The sequence below is a fragment of the Pseudomonas pergaminensis genome (assembly GCF_024112395.2).
Classification (GTDB): Bacteria; Pseudomonadota; Gammaproteobacteria; order Pseudomonadales; family Pseudomonadaceae; genus Aquipseudomonas; species Aquipseudomonas pergaminensis.
The window spans coordinates 785,001-802,430 of the sequence record NZ_CP078013.2; the positions used below are offsets into that span (position 1 = coordinate 785,001).

18 protein-coding genes are annotated in these 17,430 nt (G+C 60.3%); 7 read left to right on the plus strand and 11 right to left on the minus strand.

The window, feature by feature from the left end:
* Positions 1-8 precede the first annotated feature (8 nt).
* A complete protein-coding gene (locus tag KUA23_RS03440) occupies positions 9-389 on the minus strand; it encodes a hypothetical protein (protein WP_078046711.1) in 381 nt (126 codons plus the stop codon).
* 147 nt (positions 390-536) lie between these two features.
* Here KUA23_RS03440 and KUA23_RS03445 point away from each other — a divergent pair, with 147 nt between their 5' ends.
* On the plus strand, positions 537-734 hold the full coding sequence (locus KUA23_RS03445) for a heavy-metal-associated domain-containing protein (protein ID WP_252993451.1): 198 nt from the start codon (positions 537-539) through the stop codon (positions 732-734).
* Positions 735-819: 85 nt separating this feature from the next.
* A complete protein-coding gene (locus tag KUA23_RS03450; RefSeq protein ID WP_099493350.1) occupies positions 820-2,013 on the plus strand; it encodes a Bcr/CflA family multidrug efflux MFS transporter in 1,194 nt (397 codons plus the stop codon).
* Between the two features lie 8 nt (positions 2,014-2,021).
* On the opposite strand, the gene KUA23_RS03455 is transcribed toward KUA23_RS03450, so the two are convergent.
* The 3 genes from KUA23_RS03455 to KUA23_RS03465 form a co-directional block, all read right to left on the minus strand.
* Complete coding sequence (locus tag KUA23_RS03455; protein WP_010213424.1) at positions 2,022-2,204, minus strand: hypothetical protein; 183 nt, start codon at positions 2,202-2,204, stop codon at positions 2,022-2,024.
* Positions 2,205-2,349: 145 nt separating this feature from the next.
* Positions 2,350-3,363 (minus strand): zinc-binding alcohol dehydrogenase family protein, encoded by a 1,014-nt coding sequence (locus KUA23_RS03460; protein ID WP_078046714.1) that lies wholly within the window; start codon positions 3,361-3,363, stop codon positions 2,350-2,352.
* 25 nt (positions 3,364-3,388) lie between these two features.
* Positions 3,389-3,682 (minus strand): putative quinol monooxygenase, encoded by a 294-nt coding sequence (locus KUA23_RS03465; protein ID WP_025857591.1) that lies wholly within the window; start codon positions 3,680-3,682, stop codon positions 3,389-3,391.
* 118 nt (positions 3,683-3,800) lie between these two features.
* Between KUA23_RS03465 and KUA23_RS03470 the strand changes: the two genes are divergently transcribed.
* On the plus strand, positions 3,801-4,727 hold the full coding sequence (locus KUA23_RS03470; RefSeq protein ID WP_252993452.1) for a LysR family transcriptional regulator: 927 nt from the start codon (positions 3,801-3,803) through the stop codon (positions 4,725-4,727).
* A gap of 137 nt (positions 4,728-4,864) precedes the next feature.
* Positions 4,865-5,557: an ArsR/SmtB family transcription factor gene (locus tag KUA23_RS03475; RefSeq protein ID WP_078046717.1), complete on the plus strand. Its 693-nt coding sequence runs from the start codon at positions 4,865-4,867 to the stop codon at positions 5,555-5,557.
* Positions 5,558-5,651: 94 nt separating this feature from the next.
* On the opposite strand, the gene KUA23_RS03480 is transcribed toward KUA23_RS03475, so the two are convergent.
* Positions 5,652-6,605: an adenosine deaminase gene (locus tag KUA23_RS03480; RefSeq protein WP_012722045.1), complete on the minus strand. Its 954-nt coding sequence runs from the start codon at positions 6,603-6,605 to the stop codon at positions 5,652-5,654.
* A gap of 194 nt (positions 6,606-6,799) precedes the next feature.
* Here KUA23_RS03480 and KUA23_RS03485 point away from each other — a divergent pair, with 194 nt between their 5' ends.
* Positions 6,800-7,891: a calcium:cation antiporter gene (locus KUA23_RS03485; RefSeq protein ID WP_099493349.1), complete on the plus strand. Its 1,092-nt coding sequence runs from the start codon at positions 6,800-6,802 to the stop codon at positions 7,889-7,891.
* Here KUA23_RS03485 and KUA23_RS03490 read toward each other — a convergent pair whose 3' ends face one another.
* The 6 genes from KUA23_RS03490 to KUA23_RS03515 all read right to left on the minus strand — a co-directional run bounded on the left by KUA23_RS03490 (position 7,892) and on the right by KUA23_RS03515 (position 13,873).
* Positions 7,892-9,247, minus strand: a complete 1,356-nt coding sequence (locus tag KUA23_RS03490; RefSeq protein ID WP_252993453.1) for an 8-oxoguanine deaminase — start codon at positions 9,245-9,247, stop codon at positions 7,892-7,894.
* A gap of 145 nt (positions 9,248-9,392) precedes the next feature.
* A complete protein-coding gene (locus KUA23_RS03495) occupies positions 9,393-10,079 on the minus strand; it encodes an SDR family oxidoreductase (protein ID WP_078046721.1) in 687 nt (228 codons plus the stop codon).
* Positions 10,080-10,128: 49 nt separating this feature from the next.
* Entirely contained in the window at positions 10,129-10,710 is a 582-nt protein-coding gene (locus KUA23_RS03500; RefSeq protein ID WP_099493346.1) for an IMPACT family protein, read from the minus strand.
* Positions 10,711-10,722: 12 nt separating this feature from the next.
* Complete coding sequence (locus tag KUA23_RS03505) at positions 10,723-11,382, minus strand: TetR/AcrR family transcriptional regulator (protein WP_078046723.1); 660 nt, start codon at positions 11,380-11,382, stop codon at positions 10,723-10,725.
* An 87-nt stretch (positions 11,383-11,469) separates the two neighbouring features.
* Positions 11,470-12,864: a uracil-xanthine permease family protein gene (locus KUA23_RS03510; protein WP_252993454.1), complete on the minus strand. Its 1,395-nt coding sequence runs from the start codon at positions 12,862-12,864 to the stop codon at positions 11,470-11,472.
* A gap of 88 nt (positions 12,865-12,952) precedes the next feature.
* Positions 12,953-13,873, minus strand: coding sequence for a LysR family transcriptional regulator (locus tag KUA23_RS03515; protein ID WP_078046725.1), 921 nt, complete (start codon positions 13,871-13,873; stop codon positions 12,953-12,955).
* A 125-nt stretch (positions 13,874-13,998) separates the two neighbouring features.
* Here KUA23_RS03515 and aptA point away from each other — a divergent pair, with 125 nt between their 5' ends.
* Both aptA and KUA23_RS03525 read left to right on the plus strand, forming a co-directional pair.
* Positions 13,999-15,348: an omega-aminotransferase AptA gene (gene aptA, locus KUA23_RS03520; protein WP_065900385.1), complete on the plus strand. Its 1,350-nt coding sequence runs from the start codon at positions 13,999-14,001 to the stop codon at positions 15,346-15,348.
* 39 nt (positions 15,349-15,387) lie between these two features.
* Complete coding sequence (locus tag KUA23_RS03525; protein ID WP_099493344.1) at positions 15,388-16,881, plus strand: CoA-acylating methylmalonate-semialdehyde dehydrogenase; 1,494 nt, start codon at positions 15,388-15,390, stop codon at positions 16,879-16,881.
* The last annotated feature ends 549 nt before the right edge of the window (positions 16,882-17,430 follow it).

A 17,430-nucleotide genomic window follows, 5' to 3' on the forward strand; every position in this document is an offset into this window, starting at 1 on the left:
AAGCGCCTTTAATATTCCAATGCGGCGGGCTTGAGGTACATGCCATCCGGGCCTTGGGCGATACGCAACTTGCGTACGTCACCGACCTTGAGCGTGATGTTTTGCGCGGGCGGTGCCAGCATCCCTGGCAGGCAGCCTGGGGATTGGCCTGGCAGCAGCTTCAGGCGCAAGGACAGGTTGCCCGCCGGCAGGTTGAAGGACGTGGCTTGTTCCTGGAACAGCCGGCCCGCCAGTTGGTCATTCAGGTACAAGCCGATTTCGCAGTTGGTCGGCACTTCCAGGCGTTCCCGGGAAATGATCAGCACCGCATAGTCTTCGGCGGCGATAGCCTGCGGCGCAGCGGCAGACAAGCTCATCAGGCCGAGAAGGGCAAAAAACGACCAGCGCATGGCGAATGCTCCGTGGTGTGAATCGAAGATAGGTGAAGCTTGGCCGACGACGCCAATGATTACCAGCCCGGCAGATATTCCCGTAACTTGACCTTGCCATCGTGGCAAGCTCGACACTGGGTCCCACCTCATCAAAGGAGTCATGTCATGCAAGTATTCAGCGTTAAAGGAATGACCTGCGGCCATTGCGTTCGAGCGGTGACCCAGGCAGTGCAGAGCCAAGACCCGGCGGCCAGTGTGAAGGTCGACCTGGCGGCAGCGGAAGTGGGCGTCGAAAGCCGCCTGTCTGCCGAGGAAGTGATCGAGGCGATCACCGAAGAGGGCTACAGCGCCAAGCTCGCCTGACGCGAACAAATAGTTAGCGAGCTATCGTGTTCAATGCACCCAAGCGCGGCTAGACTATCGGGCTGCCGTCTTACTTGGGTGCCCGATGAACCTTCGCATAATCCTGATTCTGGGTGCCTTGAGCGCCTTTGCGCCGTTGGCGATCGATTTTTACCTGCCGGGCTTTCCGGCCATGGCCAAGGCTTTCGCGACCGATGAAAAACACATCCAGCTGACTCTGGCGGTGTACTTCGGTGGCCTGGCCATCGGCCAATTGATCTACGGCCCACTGGCTGACCGCTTCGGACGACGCGGCCCGCTGCTCAGTGGTGTCACGCTGTTCACCTTGGCGTCCTTTGCGTGTGCCTTTGCGCCTTCGCTGGAGTGGCTGATTGCTGCGCGCTTTGTGCAGGCCCTGGGTGGCTGCGCGGGCATGGTGATTTCCCGTGCGGTGGTCAGCGACAAATGTGATGCGGTGGGCTCGGCCAAAGTGTTTTCCCAGCTGATGCTGGTCACCGGCCTGGCGCCGATCCTCGCACCGCTGGCAGGCGGGTTGATGGTCGGGCTGTGGGGTTGGCAGTCGATCTTCCTCGCGCTGTCGATATTCAGCGTAATGGCCGCCATTGCCGTGGCAGTCGGGTTGCCGGAAACCTTTCCGGCGCATCAGCCACGTCAGCCGTTGTCCGGGTCGCTGCGTCGCTACGCAGCATTGTTGTCGGACCGCGTCTACTTGGGGTACGCCCTGACCGGTGGCATCTCGATTGCCGGGATGTTTGCCTACATCGCCGGTTCACCTTTCGTGTTTATCCAACTCTACGGCGTGCCTGCCGAGCATTACGGCTGGCTGTTCGGTTCCAACGCTGCGGGCTTTATCCTGGTGGCCCAAGTGAATGCGCGGTTGCTGTCCAAGCGTGGCCCCGCGTTTCTACTGTCGCGCAGTGTGTGGGTCTACCTGTTGGCGGCGCTGACGTTGCTCGGCATTGCAGCCTTGCGCACCGATGCGCTGTGGCCATTGCTGGTGCCGTTGTTTATCTGCATCGCCAGCCTGGGCTGCATTTTGCCCAATACCTCGGCGTGTGCCATGAGCGGGCAGGGAGCACGGGCGGGTAGCGCATCGGCGTTGCTCGGTTGCATTCAGTTTGGCGTGGCGGCGGGGGCGGCGTCGTTGGTGGGGATCCTGCACGACGGCACGGCGATGCCGATGGCCATGGTCATCAGCTTGTGCGGGGTATTGGCGGTGACGATTGCGATGTCGACCCAGCGCCTGCAACGCAAACGGGCCTTGCAGGCACAGGTCTGAAGAGCGGTTCAGCCAGCGGCGGAGCGTTGCTGGCTGTTTGGAAAACGGTGGGGCGCCTGGATACGGGCTTGCAGGGTGTCGGCAAAGGCGCGGGCCTCGGCCTCGGTGCGGAAGGTGAACGCGTCCTGGTCGAGACGAACCTGCCATTTATTGCCTGCGGATTTTGCTAACGCTTTTATCAGGATCTTCATTGCTGACTTCCTCACGTAAAAGAATCGTGGCAAAGGCGGCCAATATAAACCCGAACACGCTCACAAATATGACAAAGGTCAACTCTCGGACTAATGGCACCGTCCATCACTCAGGTGAATAACAGACGGCGCCGACGCGTAGATTTCAGAACCCTTCCAGCACGATCTTGCCCTTGGCCTTGCCGCTTTCCAGCAGGGCATGAGCGCGTCGCAGGTTCGCGGCATTGATCACACCAAAGTGCTCACCCACCGTGGTTTTCAGGGTACCGGCGTCGATCAGTTCGGCCACGCGGTTAAGCAGGTTGTGCTGCTCGATCATGTCCGGCGTCTCGAACATCGAGCGTGTGTACATGAACTCCCAGTGCAGCGACAGGCTCTTGCGCTTGAGCTTGCTGACATCCAGCGCCTTGGGGTCGTCGATCAGTGCCAGCTTGCCCTGGGGTTGCAGGGCTTCGACCAGTTGGTCCAGGTGATGATCGGTCTGGGTCAGGCTGGCGACGTGGGTCACTTGCGGGTGACCGGCGGCTGTCAGTGCTTCGCTCAGCGGTTGGCTGTGATCGATCACCAGGTCGGCACCGAGGGCCTTGGCCCATTCCTGGGTTTCCGGGCGAGAGGCTGTACCGATCACTTTAAGGGCCGTGAGCTGGCTGGCCAGTTGGGTCAGGATCGACCCCACGCCACCGGCAGCGCCGACGATCAGCAGGCTCTGGCCTTCGTCTTGCTTGCCTTCACGCACGTGCAGGCGTTCGAACAGCAGTTCCCAGGCGGTAATGGCGGTCAGCGGCAGTGCGGCGGCATCGGCAAAGCCCAGGCTCTTGGGCATGTGGCCGACGATGCGCTCATCCACGGTGTGCAGTTCGCTGTTACCGCCCGGGCGCACCAGCGAGCCGGCGTAGAACACCTTGTCACCGGCCTTGAACAACGTCACTTCGCTGCCGACCGCCTTGACCACGCCGGCCACGTCCCAGCCCAGCACTTTGGCGGCGCCGTTTTCCGGGGCGACGTTCTGGCGCACCTTGGTGTCCACGGGGTTGACCGAGATGGCTTTGACTTCCACCAGCAAGTCGCGCGGACCGGCGACGGGCGCTGGCAATTCGATGTCTTGCAGGGCGTTGGGATCGTTGATCGGCAGTGACGCGTAGTAGGCAATGGCTTTCATGATGGCTCCGGAAAATGGCGGGTGATCAGGCGAGAAATTTCAGGCGCTTGAGTTCGAAGTGTTCGATGACATCGGCGGCCTTGGCGCGAAAGCTCTGGATGTGCGCGCTCTGGTCGTGGTCGGCCAGCGCCGCGTCGTCGCTCCAGCGTTCGAGCATGTAGAAGGTCTCGGGGTGTTGCAGGTCCTGGTGCAGGTCGTACTGCTCGCAGCCGGCTTCCAGGCGCGTGGGTTCCAGCAGGCCGCGCAGCAGGGTTTCCAGGGTGGCCTGTTGGCCGGGTTTGGCGATCAGCGTGGCAATGACGTTAAAGGCAGTGGACATATTCAACTCCAGGCACGTGATGAACGGGATGCACAGATGATTGGCTATTTTCCGCGCCGATAAAAGCGGCTAAAACAGCAGTCTGTTTCAATAAAATATTGATAATGAGTGGGAATGCATGCTGCGTTTTGATGATTTGCAGTTGTTTGTACGTGCGGCGGACCTCGGCAGCCTGTCCGCTGCTGCACGGGTCATGGACCTGTCACCGGCTGTCGCAAGTGCGGCGCTCAAGCGTATCGAGCAGCAATTGGGCACACGCTTGCTGGCGCGGTCTACCCGCAGCCTGCGCCTGACCGCTGAAGGCGACGGCTTTCTGGAATATGCTCGCGCTGCCTTGAGCTCGCTGGATGAAGGCCGACGCTTGTTGGCCAGTGGCCAGGACCATGTCAGCGGTGTGCTGCAGCTATCGGCTCCGTCGGATTTCGGGCGTAATCAGCTGCTGCCCTGGTTGGACGAGTTCCAGCGGGAGTACCCGCATTTGACCGTACGGCTGCTGTTGGGCGATCGGATTGCCGATCTGTTCCGCCAGCCGGTGGATATTGCCCTGCGCTACGGTGAGCCCGAGGACTCCAGCCTGATCGCGCTGCCCGTCGCGCCGGATAACGTTCGCGTGCTGTGTGCCTCCCCCAGCTATCTCGCGCGCTATGGCGAGCCTCGGCACCTGGAGCAACTGGCCCAGCACAATTGCCTGCTCTATATGCTCGGCAGCCGGGTCCACGATCATTGGACCTTCAGCGACGGTAAGCGCGAAATCAGCCTGACCGTCACCGGCGACCGCTTCAGTGACGATGCCGATGTGGTCCGTCGTTGGGCGGTGGCGGGTGTGGGCATTGCCTACAAGTCCTGGCTCGATGTGAGCACCGATGTGCTGGCGGGGCGCTTGCGTCTGATCCTGCCGGAGCTGCGTGGCGAGCGCACGCCGCTCAATTTGTTGTGTGCTCACCGTGCGCAGCTGAGCAAACCCATCAACCTGTTGCGAGAAATGCTTGTGTCCCGCTGTGCGACGTTGACCGCTCAGTTACCGGAACGATTGAGCGCGACGTAACGCCCTCCACCACAAGAGGAAATTTCACTCATTCCCTGTCCCTATCCGCGCTGTCAGACGCCGTGGAGCCGGCGGTTTGCGCCCCTATACTCTGGCGCTGACCTCAATGGGAAAATAATTCAACAGGGAGTGAAACGATGGAAGCAGCACCGTGCATCAGTCAGATCGCCAGCTTACTTGCTGAACCCAAACGCACTGCGATGCTATGGGCGTTGATGGATGGCTCGGCCAAGTCGCCGGTCGAGTTGGCGACACTCGCCGGGTTGTCAGCAACCTCTGCCAACGCGCACCTGGCGCGACTGACCGCCGGTGGTTTGCTGCGCGTAGAGGCCAGGCGTGGCAAGCGCTTGTTTCGCGTGGCGGCGCCGGATGTCAGCGCAGCCATTGATGCCCTGGCCAGGACTACTATGGCGTGCGCCGCGCGCAGCACGTCGGATAATTTGCCAGCCCTGGTCGCGCCGGCGTTGTTACGGCAGGCCCGGTTGTGCCACGGCCACCTGGGTGGAGAGCTGGGGGCGCAGTTGTATCAACATCTGCTGGAAGCGGGATGGATCGAGCGCCATGAGCAGCGTACCGATATCACGGTCAAAGGTGCGCTGTGCCTGGCAGGCTTGGGGATTTTCACCCAGGCATTGGCGTCGCCGCTGGTGTGCAACTGCTTTGACTGGAGCCAGCAGCAGCCGCATCTGGGCGGGGCGTTGGGGGCGGGGTTGTTGCAGTTGTTCTTGCAGTCGAACTGGATCAGCGTGATCAATGAGTCCCAGGCCTTGCAGGTCCATGCTATCGGACGGCAGGAAATCACCCGATTGGCCGTGCCAGCGAGGAGCTGACTGCGTAGGAACCGGCTGGCCGGCGATAGGATCACCTCGGTCATCCTGAACAACCCGAGGTGTCTGCATCGCCGGCAAGCCGGCGCTTACGGGATCACGGTTTGACCAGTCGCGCATCCAGGCTGTTTTGCGCCAGGCGTTTGGCCTGGTCCTGGGTCATGCCCAGCGAGGTGTACAGCGCGTGGAAGTTTTCGGTGACATAACCGCCGAAGTAGGCCGGGTCATCCGAATTCACCGTCACCTTCACGCCACGCTCAAGCATGTCGAGGATGTTGTGCTGGGCCATGTCGTCGAACACGCACAGCTTGGTGTTGGACAGCGGGCACACAGTCAGCGGGATTTGCTCGTCGATGATGCGTTGCATCAGGCGCTCGTCTTCGATGGCGCGTACGCCATGGTCGATACGCTGGATCTTCAGCAGGTCGATGGCTTCCCAGATGTACTCGGGTGGGCCTTCTTCGCCGGCGTGGGCCACGGTGAGGAAGCCTTCGTGACGAGCACGGTCGAACACGCGCTGGAATTTGCTTGGCGGGTGACCCATTTCCGAACTGTCCAGGCCCACGGCCACGAACGCGTCACGGAACGGCAGCGCCTGGTCGAGGGTTTTCTCGGCTTCGGCTTCGCTCAAGTGGCGCAGGAAGCTGAGGATCAAGCCGCTGGTGATGCCCAGTTGCTGCTCGCCATCTTTGAGCGCGGCGGCGATGCCGTTAAGCACCACTTCGAACGGTATGCCACGGTCAGTGTGGGTTTGCGGGTCGAAGAAGGGTTCGGTGTGGATCACGTTCTGCTCTTTGCAGCGCAGCAGGTAGGCCCAGGTCAGGTCGTAGAAATCCTGGGACGTGCGCAACACGTCAGCGCCCTTGTAATACAGGTCGAGGAACTCTTGCAGGTTGTTGAAGGCGTAGGCCTTGCGCAGGGTTTCGACGTCGTTCCACGGCAGCGCAATCTTGTTGCGCTCGGCCAGGGCGAACAGCAGCTCAGGCTCCAGCGAGCCTTCCAGGTGCAGGTGCAGTTCAGCCTTGGGCAGGGCGTTGAGCCAATCGTACATTTTCTAAATTCTCATCAGGTGCAATGGCGGCATTCTACAGCCCATGGCTGAAATAATTGGCAAAACCTGACCAGCAGGAGAGTTTTGCTTTTATTCATGCAAGGTTCCCGTGAACTAAGGTGTAACGAAACGTTAGCGGCTTGGCGCAGTCTGTACCCCATCAATGACTGATTTGCCGTACTAAAAGGCCCGGAATGCTCACATCCCTCAAGCAAGAAAAATTCATGCTGCTGGCGCTGATTGCCGCCATTGCCGCCTACCCATTGGAGCACTGGATGCTCCACAGCGGGCAAGTGGTGGCGCTGCTGGCGGGCGTGGTGCTGATTGGCTTCATCGTGGCGGCGTCGATGCGCGTGGCCCATCACGCTGAACAACTCGCGGAAAAAGTCGGCGACCCTTACGGCACCATGATCCTCACGCTCGCCGCTGTGCTGGTGGAAGTGGTGATCCTGGCGATCATGATGAGCAATGAGCCGTCGCCCACCTTGGTGCGCGACACCATCTACTCGGCGGTGATGCTCGACATCAACGGGATTCTCGGCCTCGCCGCGTTGATGGGCGGCATCAAGCATGGCGAACAGTCCTACAACGACGATTCGGCGCGAACCTACAGCGTGATGATCCTCACCGCCATGGGCGTGTCGATGGTGGTGCCGGAATTTATCCCCGAAGCCGACTGGAAAATTTATTCGGCCTTCACCATCGGCGCGATGGTGGTGTTGTACACCCTGTTCCTGCGCATGCAGGTGGGGCCGCACAGCTACTTCTTCAGCTACAGCTACCCGGAGAAACGTCGCAAGAAACAGCCGGAAGAAGAACAGGCGCAGCCGGTCAACCTGGCGTTTTCCATCGGCACGTTGGTGTTTGGTGTGATCGTGATCGGGGCGCTGGCCGAGGTGATGTCCAAAACGTTGGACCTGGGCCTGGAAGGCACGGGGGCGCCGCCGGTGATTACGGCGATTGTGGTCGCGGCCATTTCGGCAGCACCGGAGATTCTGACGGCATTGCGCGCCGCGTTGGCCAACCGCATGCAGTCGGTGGTCAACATCGCGTTGGGTGCATCGTTGTCGACGGTGATCCTGACGGTGCCGGTGATGGAGGCGATGGCGCTCTACACCGGCCAGCCGTTCCAGATGGCGATGACGCCGGTACAAACGGTGATGGTGTTTATCACGCTGATCGTCAGCGCGATCAACCTCAACGATGGCGAAACCAACGCCATCGAAGGGATGACCCATTTCGTGCTGTTTGCGACCTTTATCATGCTGTCGCTGTTGGGGTTGTAATCAGCCAGCGATCAACTGCCGCGCGGCCTGGGTGTGATCGGCGATCAGGCCTCTCAGGTCCAGGCCTTCGACCTGGCCGTCGATCACGCGCCATTTGCCTGCAATCATCACCCGGTCCGCACGGTCGGCGCCGCACAACAGCAGCGCCGAAATCGGATCATGGCTACCGGAGAAGCGCAGCTCGTCGAGCTTGAACAGCGCCAGGTCGGCCTGTTTTCCGACGGCCAATTCGCCGATATCCGTACGGCCCAGCAACTGCGCCGATCCTTTGGTTGCCCAGCCCAGCACGCCTTCCGGGGTGATCTTTTCCGCGCCGTAACGCAGGCGCTGGATGTACAACGCCTGGCGCGCTTCAAGGATCATATTCGACGCATCGTTGGACGCGGAACCGTCCACACCCAGTCCGATAGGCGCGCCTGCCGCGAGCAGGTCCAGGGTCGGGCAGATGCCGGACGCGAGGCGCATGTTCGAGCTTGGGCAATGGCAGATACCCGTGCCGGCGGCGCCCAGGCGCGCAATTTCATCCGGGTTGAAGTGAATGCCATGAGCCAGCCAGGTACGTGGGCCGAGCCAGCCGACGCTGTCGAGGTAGTCCACGGTGCGCAGGCCGAAGCGTTGCAGGCAGAAGTCTTCCTCGTCGAGGGTTTCCGCCAGGTGGGTGTGCAGGCGTACATCCAGGCGGTTGGCCAGTTCGGCACTGGCTTCCATGATTTCCGGGGTGACGGAAAACGGTGAGCAGGGCGCCAGTGCGATCTGGATTTGCGCGCCGTCACCACGCTGGTGGTATTCGCGGATCAGCCGCTGACTGTCTTCAAGGATGACTTGGCCCTGCTGCACCGTCTGTTGCGGTGGCAGGCCGCCGTCGGCTTCACCCAAACTCATGGAGCCACGGGTGAGCATGGCGCGCATGCCCAACTCGCGGACGCTTTCCACTTGTACGTCGATGGCGTTTTCCAGGCCGTCGGGGAACAAGTAGTGGTGGTCCGCCGCTGTGGTGCAGCCCGAGAGCAGCAGTTCGGCCAATGCGACTTTGCTGGCGAGAGCGAGCTTTTCCGGGGTGAGTCGTGCCCAGACCGGGTACAGGGTTTTCAACCAGGGAAACAACGGCTGATTGACCACCGGCGCCCAGGCGCGGGTCAGGGTCTGATAGAAATGATGGTGGGTGTTGATCAGGCCCGGCAGGACCACATGCTCACGGGCATCGAATACCTGTGTGCAGGGTTGTGTGGGCTCTTGTCCCAGGGCCAGCACTTCGGTGATCACACCGTCTTGCAGCACCAGGCCGCCACGGGCATCGAGGCCGTTCGCCGTGAAAATCGCGAGGGGGTTTTTTAACCAGATACGGGTCGCAGGCATTGGCCGGCTCCTCTGAATGATGGGTTCAGGTTTGCCAGCTCAGTGTTGCCCTGTCTGCTGATCCAGGGTCGCCGGTAAAGGCGAGGGGGCAGTCTACGCGCGGATCGTTACCGACGGCAATCGGTCGATAACGATCCTCAGGGTTTTACCAGGCGATGGTGTCGCCTTTGTAATCGATGAAATGATGGCCGCCTTTGCCAGTGTAGGCGTTCACCTGGTCCACCAGGCCGCGCACGCTGGTGTCGACGTCGATGTGTGCGTTTTCACCGCCCATGTCGGTCTTCACCCAGCCTGGGTGCAACGACAGCACGGTCAACTTATGGTCGCCCAGCTGGGTAATAAAGCTGTTGGTCATGGAGTTGAGTGCCGCCTTGCTGGCTTTGTACAGCGCCAGGTCGGAGCCGTCGGGGATGGTCACGCTACCCAGTACCGAACTCATGAAGGCCAATACGCCGCTGTCTTTACGAATTTGCCCGACAAAACGCTGGGCGAGGTTGATCGGCGCTACGGCGTTGGTGAAGAACAGTTGGCCGACTTCTGCCAAGGTGGCGTGGCCCGGCTCTTGATTGGCGGGGCCCTTGACGCCGGCGTTGACGAACAGCAGGTCAAAGGTCCGTTCCTTCAGGCGTTGGCTCAGGGCGATCACGGCTTGCTGGTCGTCCATGTCGAGTTTTTCGATCTTTACTGGGCCGACGGCCTTCAGGGCATCGGCCCTGCTCGGATCGCGCACGGTGGCCGTCACGTCCCAACCGTCCTGCAACAGTTGCTTGACCAAGCCAAGGCCCAGCCCGCGCGAGGCGCCGATGATCAATGCGGTTTTTGGCGTAGACATGAAAAGCTTCCTTTAGAGTCGCGGTTCAGGGAGTGCAACGTTAGCAGTTTCAGCGTTGTAGCAGGATACGCCCACGGCTGAGGTCGGCAAGCTGAGTCTGCAGGGTATCGATATGCGCTTCGCCCAAGGCGAGTTGCAACTCGACGCCATTGGCGGTGAAGGTTTCGTCGACCACCAGCCCGCCCAGTTCAGCAACGCGCAATTTCACCAGGTTCAGCTCGGCGAACCCGCAGGCGCAGCTCAAGGGGACACGGCTGATCAGTTCGATGCGGTCGGCATTTTGCAGGCATTTATTCGCGCCGCCACCGTAGGCGCGGGCGAGGCCGCCGGTGCCCAATTGGATGCCGCCGTACCAGCGAATCACCAACACCGCGACCTGATCAAAACCTTGCGCCTCGATGGCTGCGAGGATCGGGCGCCCGGCGGTGCCGCCGGGTTCGCCGTCGTCATTGCTGCGGTATTGGTCGGCCAGTTTCCAGGCCCAGCAATTGTGCGTGGCGTTCAGGTCGCTGTGTTGCTCGAAAAACGCCTGGGCGTCTTGCGCGCTGGTGATCGGTGCGGCGAGGGTAATAAAGCGGCTTTTGCGTATTTCTTCGCGAAACTCGCAAAGGCCGGTGAGCGTGAAAGGCATAAGTCGCTTCGATTAATAGACGGGCTTGATGCCACAGCCCTTGAGAATGATGTGGATCAGGTTGGTGCCGGCGTCTTCCATGTCCTGCTTGGTCAGCTTGGTACGACCGGTGACGCGGCAAATCTGGGTGGCAAAGTCGGCGTAGTGCTGGGTGCTGCCCCACAACAGGAAGATCAGGTGCACGGGGTCTATGGGGTCCATCTTGCCGGCGTCGATCCAAGCCTGGAACACGGCCGCGCGGCCGCTGAACCAGGCGCGGTAGTCCTGGCTGAAATATTCGGTCAGGCATTCGCCGCCGCTGATAATCTCCATGGCGAAGATCCGCGAGGCCTGGGGGTGGCGTCGCGAAAACTCCATCTTGGTGCGGATGTAGCGGGTGAGCGCCACGGCTGGGTCATCCTCGGCGGTCAGCGCGTTGAAGGTGCTGTCCCACAGTTCGAGGATATTGCTGAGCACCGCGATGTACAGCCCCAGCTTGTTAGTGAAGTAGTAATGCAGGTTGGCCTTCGGCAGTCCGGCACTGGCAGCGATGGTGTTCATGCTGGTGCCTTTGAAGCCATGGCGCGCGAACTCATCTTCAGCAGCCTGGAGAATCGCTTGTTCGTTCTTTTGCCGAATGCGGCTGGCGGGTTTACCGGCTTGGTTGCTGTGGGCAGGAACTTCGAGGCTCATGGAGGTTTCCGTGCTGATCGATAGAGACGACGTGTGCACAGATAACCCACCCTCAAGCCCCAGACAAGTCCTGATGCAATAAAACCGTCAAAGCGGTTCCAGACTGTCGCTTTCCGGCGCTTTGTTTGCGGCAGTCACGGGCGCTTTGCTTTCCGGCAGCAGCAGGCACAACAGGATGGCCGTCAGCCCGCCGCTGGTGATGGCCGAGTCAAACAGGTTCTGCACCAGCGTTGGCATCAGGTGCAGCAGGTTCGGTTGGGCGGCGATACCCAGGCCGACGCCAAACGAGGTGGCGATGATCAGCATGCTGCGCCGGTCCAGCGGAGCCTGGGCAAGAATGCGCACGCCGGCGGCGGCCACACTCCCGAACATCACCAGGGTTGCGCCGCCCAGTACCGGTTTGGGGATTTGCTGCAGCACGGCACCAATCAACGGAAACAGGCCCAGGCAAAACAGCACCACGCCGATGTAGAGGCCAACGTAACGGCTGGCCACGCCAGTGAGTTGGATCACGCCGTTGTTCTGCGCGAAGGTGGTGTTGGGGAAGGCGCTGAAAGTGGCAGCGATCATGCAGCTCACGCCGTCGCCGAGTACGCCGCCCTTGAGCCGGCTTATATAAGAGGGGCCGCTGATGGGCTGACGGGCGATCATGCAGTTGGCGGTGAGGTCGCCAACGGTTTCGATGCTGCTGATCAGATAAATCAGCGCGATCGGCAGGAAAGCGCTCCAGTCGAACTTGAAACCAAAGCGGAGCGGAATCGGCACGCTGACCAGCGGCAGGTCGGGTAGGGCCTGGGGCACGAGTTTGCCGCTGAACCAGGCGGCGAGGCTGCCGAGCGCGAGTCCGATGATGATTGCAGAGAGGCGTACCCAAGGGGTGTTGGAGCGGTTGAGCAAAATGATCGTCAGCACCACGAACAGGCCCAGTGCCAGGTTGGTGGGCGCGCCGAAATCGGCGGCGTTGAACCCGCCGCCAAGGTCAGTGATACCGACCTTGATCAAGCTGATGCCGATCAGGGTGATGACAATCCCCGTCACCAGTGGCGTGATGACCCGACGCAGTTGGCCGATAAACCGGCTCAACACGATTTGCACCGCAGCACCGAAAAAGCACACGCCAAAGATCATCGCCATGATGTCCTCCGGGCTGCCACCTCGTTGTTTCACCAGGAAGCCTGCCGACAGCACCGCGCCGAGGAACGCGAAGCTCGTGCCTTGCAGGCAGATCATCCCGGCGCCGATACCAAAAGGTCTACGCGCCTGGATGAACGTGCCTACGCCGGAAACCATCAGCGCCATGCTGATCAGGTAGGGCAAATGGGCGGTGAGTCCCAAGGTAGAGCCGATGATCAGCGGCGGGGTGATGATGCCGACGAAAGCGGCGAGTACGTGTTGCAGGGCAGCGAGGAAGGCCGGAGCAGGTTTCGGCCGATCGTTGAGGCCGTAAATCAGGTCGCTGGGGCTGGAAGATTCTGGTGGCATGGCGGGCAAACTCGAGTCGGACGGTTCTAGGTCCTTGAACTCTTGCAAAAAGCTGTCCAGTTGCTCAGCTTTTTGCGCAAGGCCCGAGCTAGCGCGTTGCAGCCAGGCTTTCGAGGAAGCTTTCCAGCACCAAATGGGGGCGACGGCCTTTGCGCGTGACCGATGCGAGGCTTAAATCGTAAAACCGTGTAGCCGGTTTCAGCGCACGCAGTCGGCCTTGTTGTACCCATAGGCTGGCGTAGTGATCAGGCAGGTAGCCGATGTAGCGGCCGGTGAGAATCAGGAACGCCATGCCTTCTCGGTCAGAGGCGCTGGCGGTGCAGTTGAGCGCCTGGTAATGGGCCTGGATCTCGGCGGGCAAGCGAAAGGTTGGGGCGATGGCGTCTTGGGCATCGATGCGTGCATCGTCCAGTTGTTTATCGTCGGCATAGAACAGCGGGTGGCCCACCGCGCAGTAGAGCAGGGAGCGCTCGCTGTACAGCGGCTGGTATTCCAGACCCGACAGTGCGCTGGCCTGTGGCACCACGCCGACATGCAGGCGGCCGTCGAGGACCCCTTGCTCGACTTCATTGGGAGCGATCATGCGAATCTGGATCTGCACGTCCGGGCCGCGCTCCTTTAACTGTGCGAGTGCGTGGGTGATGCGCATGTGGGGCAGGGTGACGAGGTTGTCGGTGAGGCCGATGATCAGCTCGCCACGCAGATGCTGGTGCAGGCCGTTGACTTCGGTACGAAAGCTTTCCAGAGCACTTAATAGTTGCAGGGCCGACTGATAGACCTCGCGGCCCTCTTCGGTCAGGGAAAAACCGGCGCGGCCGCGTTGGCACAGTCTTAATCCGAGCCGTTGTTCGAGATCGCTCATTTGCTGGCTGATCGCCGAACGCCCGATGCCCAATACGGTTTCGGCCGCCGAAAAGCCGCCGCATTCCACCACGCTGCGAAAGATGCGCAGCAGGCGGATATCGAAGTCACTGACTTGGGCCAAAGGGTCGGGTCGACGGCTGCTCATAGTTTAGTGAAGGCCTGACTGAAGGTTAGAAGAGTTGGATTTCACCGACTTTATCGCCGTGGCAATTTAGCTGCAACAACGCTTTTCAATCCCGACGCTGCCTTTTGCCTTGCGAGGTTTTGCTGATGAACATGCCCGAAAACGCCCCATCGTCCCTGGCCAGCCAATTGAAGCTGGATGCTCACTGGATGCCGTACACCGCCAACCGTAACTTCCAGCGTGACCCGCGCCTGATCGTTGCTGCCGAAGGAAGCTGGCTGACTGATGACAAGGGCCGCAAGGTGTACGACTCGCTGTCGGGCCTGTGGACGTGCGGCGCTGGGCACACCCGCAAGGAAATCCAGGAAGCGGTCGCCAAGCAACTGGGCACGCTGGACTACTCGCCGGGCTTCCAATACGGTCATCCGCTGTCCTTTCAACTGGCGGAAAAGATCACCGACCTGACCCCAGGCAACCTGAACCACGTGTTCTTCACCGACTCCGGCTCCGAGTGCGCCGATACCGCGGTGAAGATGGTGCGTGCGTACTGGCGTCTAAAAGGCCAGGCCACCAAGACCAAGATGATCGGCCGCGCCCGTGGTTACCACGGTGTGAACATCGCCGGCACCAGCCTGGGTGGCGTCAACGGTAACCGTAAGCTGTTTGGCCAGGGTTTGATGGACGTTGACCATTTGCCGCACACCTTGCTGGCAAGCAATGCCTTCTCCCGTGGCATGCCGGAGCAGGGCGGTATCGCGCTGGCCGACGAACTGCTCAAGCTGATCGAATTGCACGATGCGTCGAACATCGCCGCAGTCTTTGTCGAGCCAATGGCCGGCTCCGCTGGCGTGCTGGTACCGCCGCAGGGCTACCTCAAGCGTCTGCGTGAGATCTGTGATCAACACAACATCCTGCTGGTGTTCGACGAAGTGATCACCGGTTTCGGCCGTACTGGCTCAATGTTTGGTGCCGACAGCTTCGGTGTGACCCCGGACCTGATGTGCATCGCCAAGCAAGTCACCAACGGCGCTATCCCGATGGGCGCCGTGATTGCCAGCAGCGAGATCTATCAGACCTTCATGAACCAGGCGACGCCGGAGTACGCGGTGGAATTCCCCCACGGCTATACCTATTCGGCGCACCCGGTAGCCTGTGCGGCCGGCCTGGCGGCGTTGGACCTGTTGCAGAAGGAAAACCTGGTGCAGAGCGTGGCCGAAGTCGCACCGCACTTTGAGAATGCGCTGCATGGCCTGAAGGGCAGCAAGAACGTGATCGACATTCGCAACTACGGTCTGGCCGGCGCGATCCAGATCGCCCCGCGTGACGGCGATGCCATCGTGCGACCATTCGAGGCCGGCATGGCCTTGTGGAAAGCAGGTTTCTACGTGCGTTTTGGCGGCGACACCCTGCAGTTCGGGCCAACCTTTAACAGCAAGCCGCAAGACCTGGATCGCCTGTTCGATGCGGTCGGTGAAGTGCTGAACAAGATCGACTGATTTCTCCTTCTATATAGAACAACTTTTCAGGAGCCCTGCATGAGCCTTATCCAGCATTTGATCAACGGTGAATTGATCAACGACAGCGGTCGCAGTGCCGACGTGTACAACCCGTCCACCGGCCAGGTGATCCACCAGGTGCCGCTGGCCAGCCGTGAAACCATTCAACAGGCGATCGACGCAGCCAAGGCGGCGTTCCCGGCGTGGCGTAATACCCCGCCGGCCAAACGCGCCCAAGTGATGTTCCGTTTCAAGCAGTTGCTGGAGCAGAACGAAGCGCGTATCTCCCAATTGATCAGCGAAGAGCACGGCAAGACGCTGGAAGATGCCGCGGGTGAGCTGAAGCGTGGGATCGAGAACGTCGAGTACGCGTGTTCGGCGCCGGAAATTCTGAAGGGCGAGTACAGTCGTAACGTAGGGCCGAACATTGATGCTTGGTCGGATTTCCAACCGCTGGGTGTAGTGGCTGGTATCACGCCGTTCAACTTCCCGGCGATGGTGCCGTTGTGGATGTACCCGCTGGCGATCGTCTGTGGCAACTGTTTCATCCTCAAGCCATCGGAGCGTGATCCAAGCTCGACGCTATTGATCGCACAGCTGCTGCAGGAGGCCGGTCTGCCTAAAGGCGTGTTGAGCGTGGTGCACGGCGACAAGGGCGCGGTGGATGCGCTGATCGAAGCACCGGAAGTGAAAGCGCTGAGCTTCGTGGGCTCGACGCCGATTGCCGAGTACATCTATTCCGAAGCAACCAGGCGCGGCAAACGCGTCCAGGCGTTGGGTGGGGCGAAGAACCACGCGGTACTGATGCCGGATGCGGATTTGGACAACGCCGTCAGTGCTCTGATGGGCGCGGCATACGGTTCCTGCGGCGAGCGTTGCATGGCGATCTCGGTGGCCGTGTGCGTGGGCGACCAGGTGGCGGATGCGTTGATCGCCAAGCTCGTGCCGCAGGTCAAGGCATTGAAGATCGGTGCGGGCACCTCTTGCGGGCTGGATATGGGGCCGCTGGTGACCGGGCAGGCTCGGGATAAAGTCAGCGGCTATATAGAAGACGGTGTTTCATCGGGCGCCAAGTTGGTGGTTGATGGTCGCGGTCTGAGCGTTGCGGGCCACGAGGAGGGGTTCTTCCTGGGTGGCAGTCTGTTTGATCATGTGACGCCTGAAATGCGTATCTACAAAGAAGAGATCTTTGGGCCGGTGCTGTGTGTGGTGCGAGTGGCTAGCCTGGAAGCGGCGATGCAACTGATCAATGATCACGAATACGGTAACGGAACGTGCATCTTCACCCGTGACGGTGAAGCGGCGCGGCTGTTCTGTGACGAGATTGAAGTGGGCATGGTGGGCGTTAACGTTCCACTGCCGGTGCCGGTGGCCTATCACAGCTTTGGTGGCTGGAAGCGTTCGCTGTTTGGCGACCTGCATGCCTATGGGCCGGATGGGGTGCGTTTCTACACCCGTCGTAAGGCGATTACCCAGCGTTGGCCGCAACGGGCCAGCCATGAAGCGTCTCAGTTTGCCTTCCCTAGTTTGTAAGGTTGGCTAGAAAGCCGGCCCCTTGGGGCCGGCTTTTGCGTTTTTGGGGCCTTTTTGACCGATATGACAGAAATGTGAAAAAAGGTGTTGACGGCAGATTCTGGAAGTCTATAATTCGCCCCACTTCCGGCGCAGTCGAAACGGAAAACTCCTTGGTAAACAAAGAGTTACGCAGAATTCGACAGCGATTTGCTTCAGGTCATCGAAGCCCAGAAGGAGTTGGTAGAGCAGTGTTGTTTGGCTCTATTAACGTTTCGATCTTCTCGGTCGAAAGCGGAGAAAAAGAGGTGTTGACAGCAGCGTGTAACGCTGTAGAATTCGCCTCCCGCTAACGAGAGATCGGAAGCGCAAGTGGTTGAAGTTGTTGAAGAAATCTTCGAAAACTTCTGAAAATAATCACTTGACAGCAAATGAGGCTGCTGTAGAATGCGCGCCTCGGTTGAGACGAAAGATCTTAACCAACCGCTCTTTAACAACTGAATCAAGCAATTCGTGTGGGTGCTTGTGGAGTCAGACTGATAGTCAACAAGATTATCAGCATCACAAGTT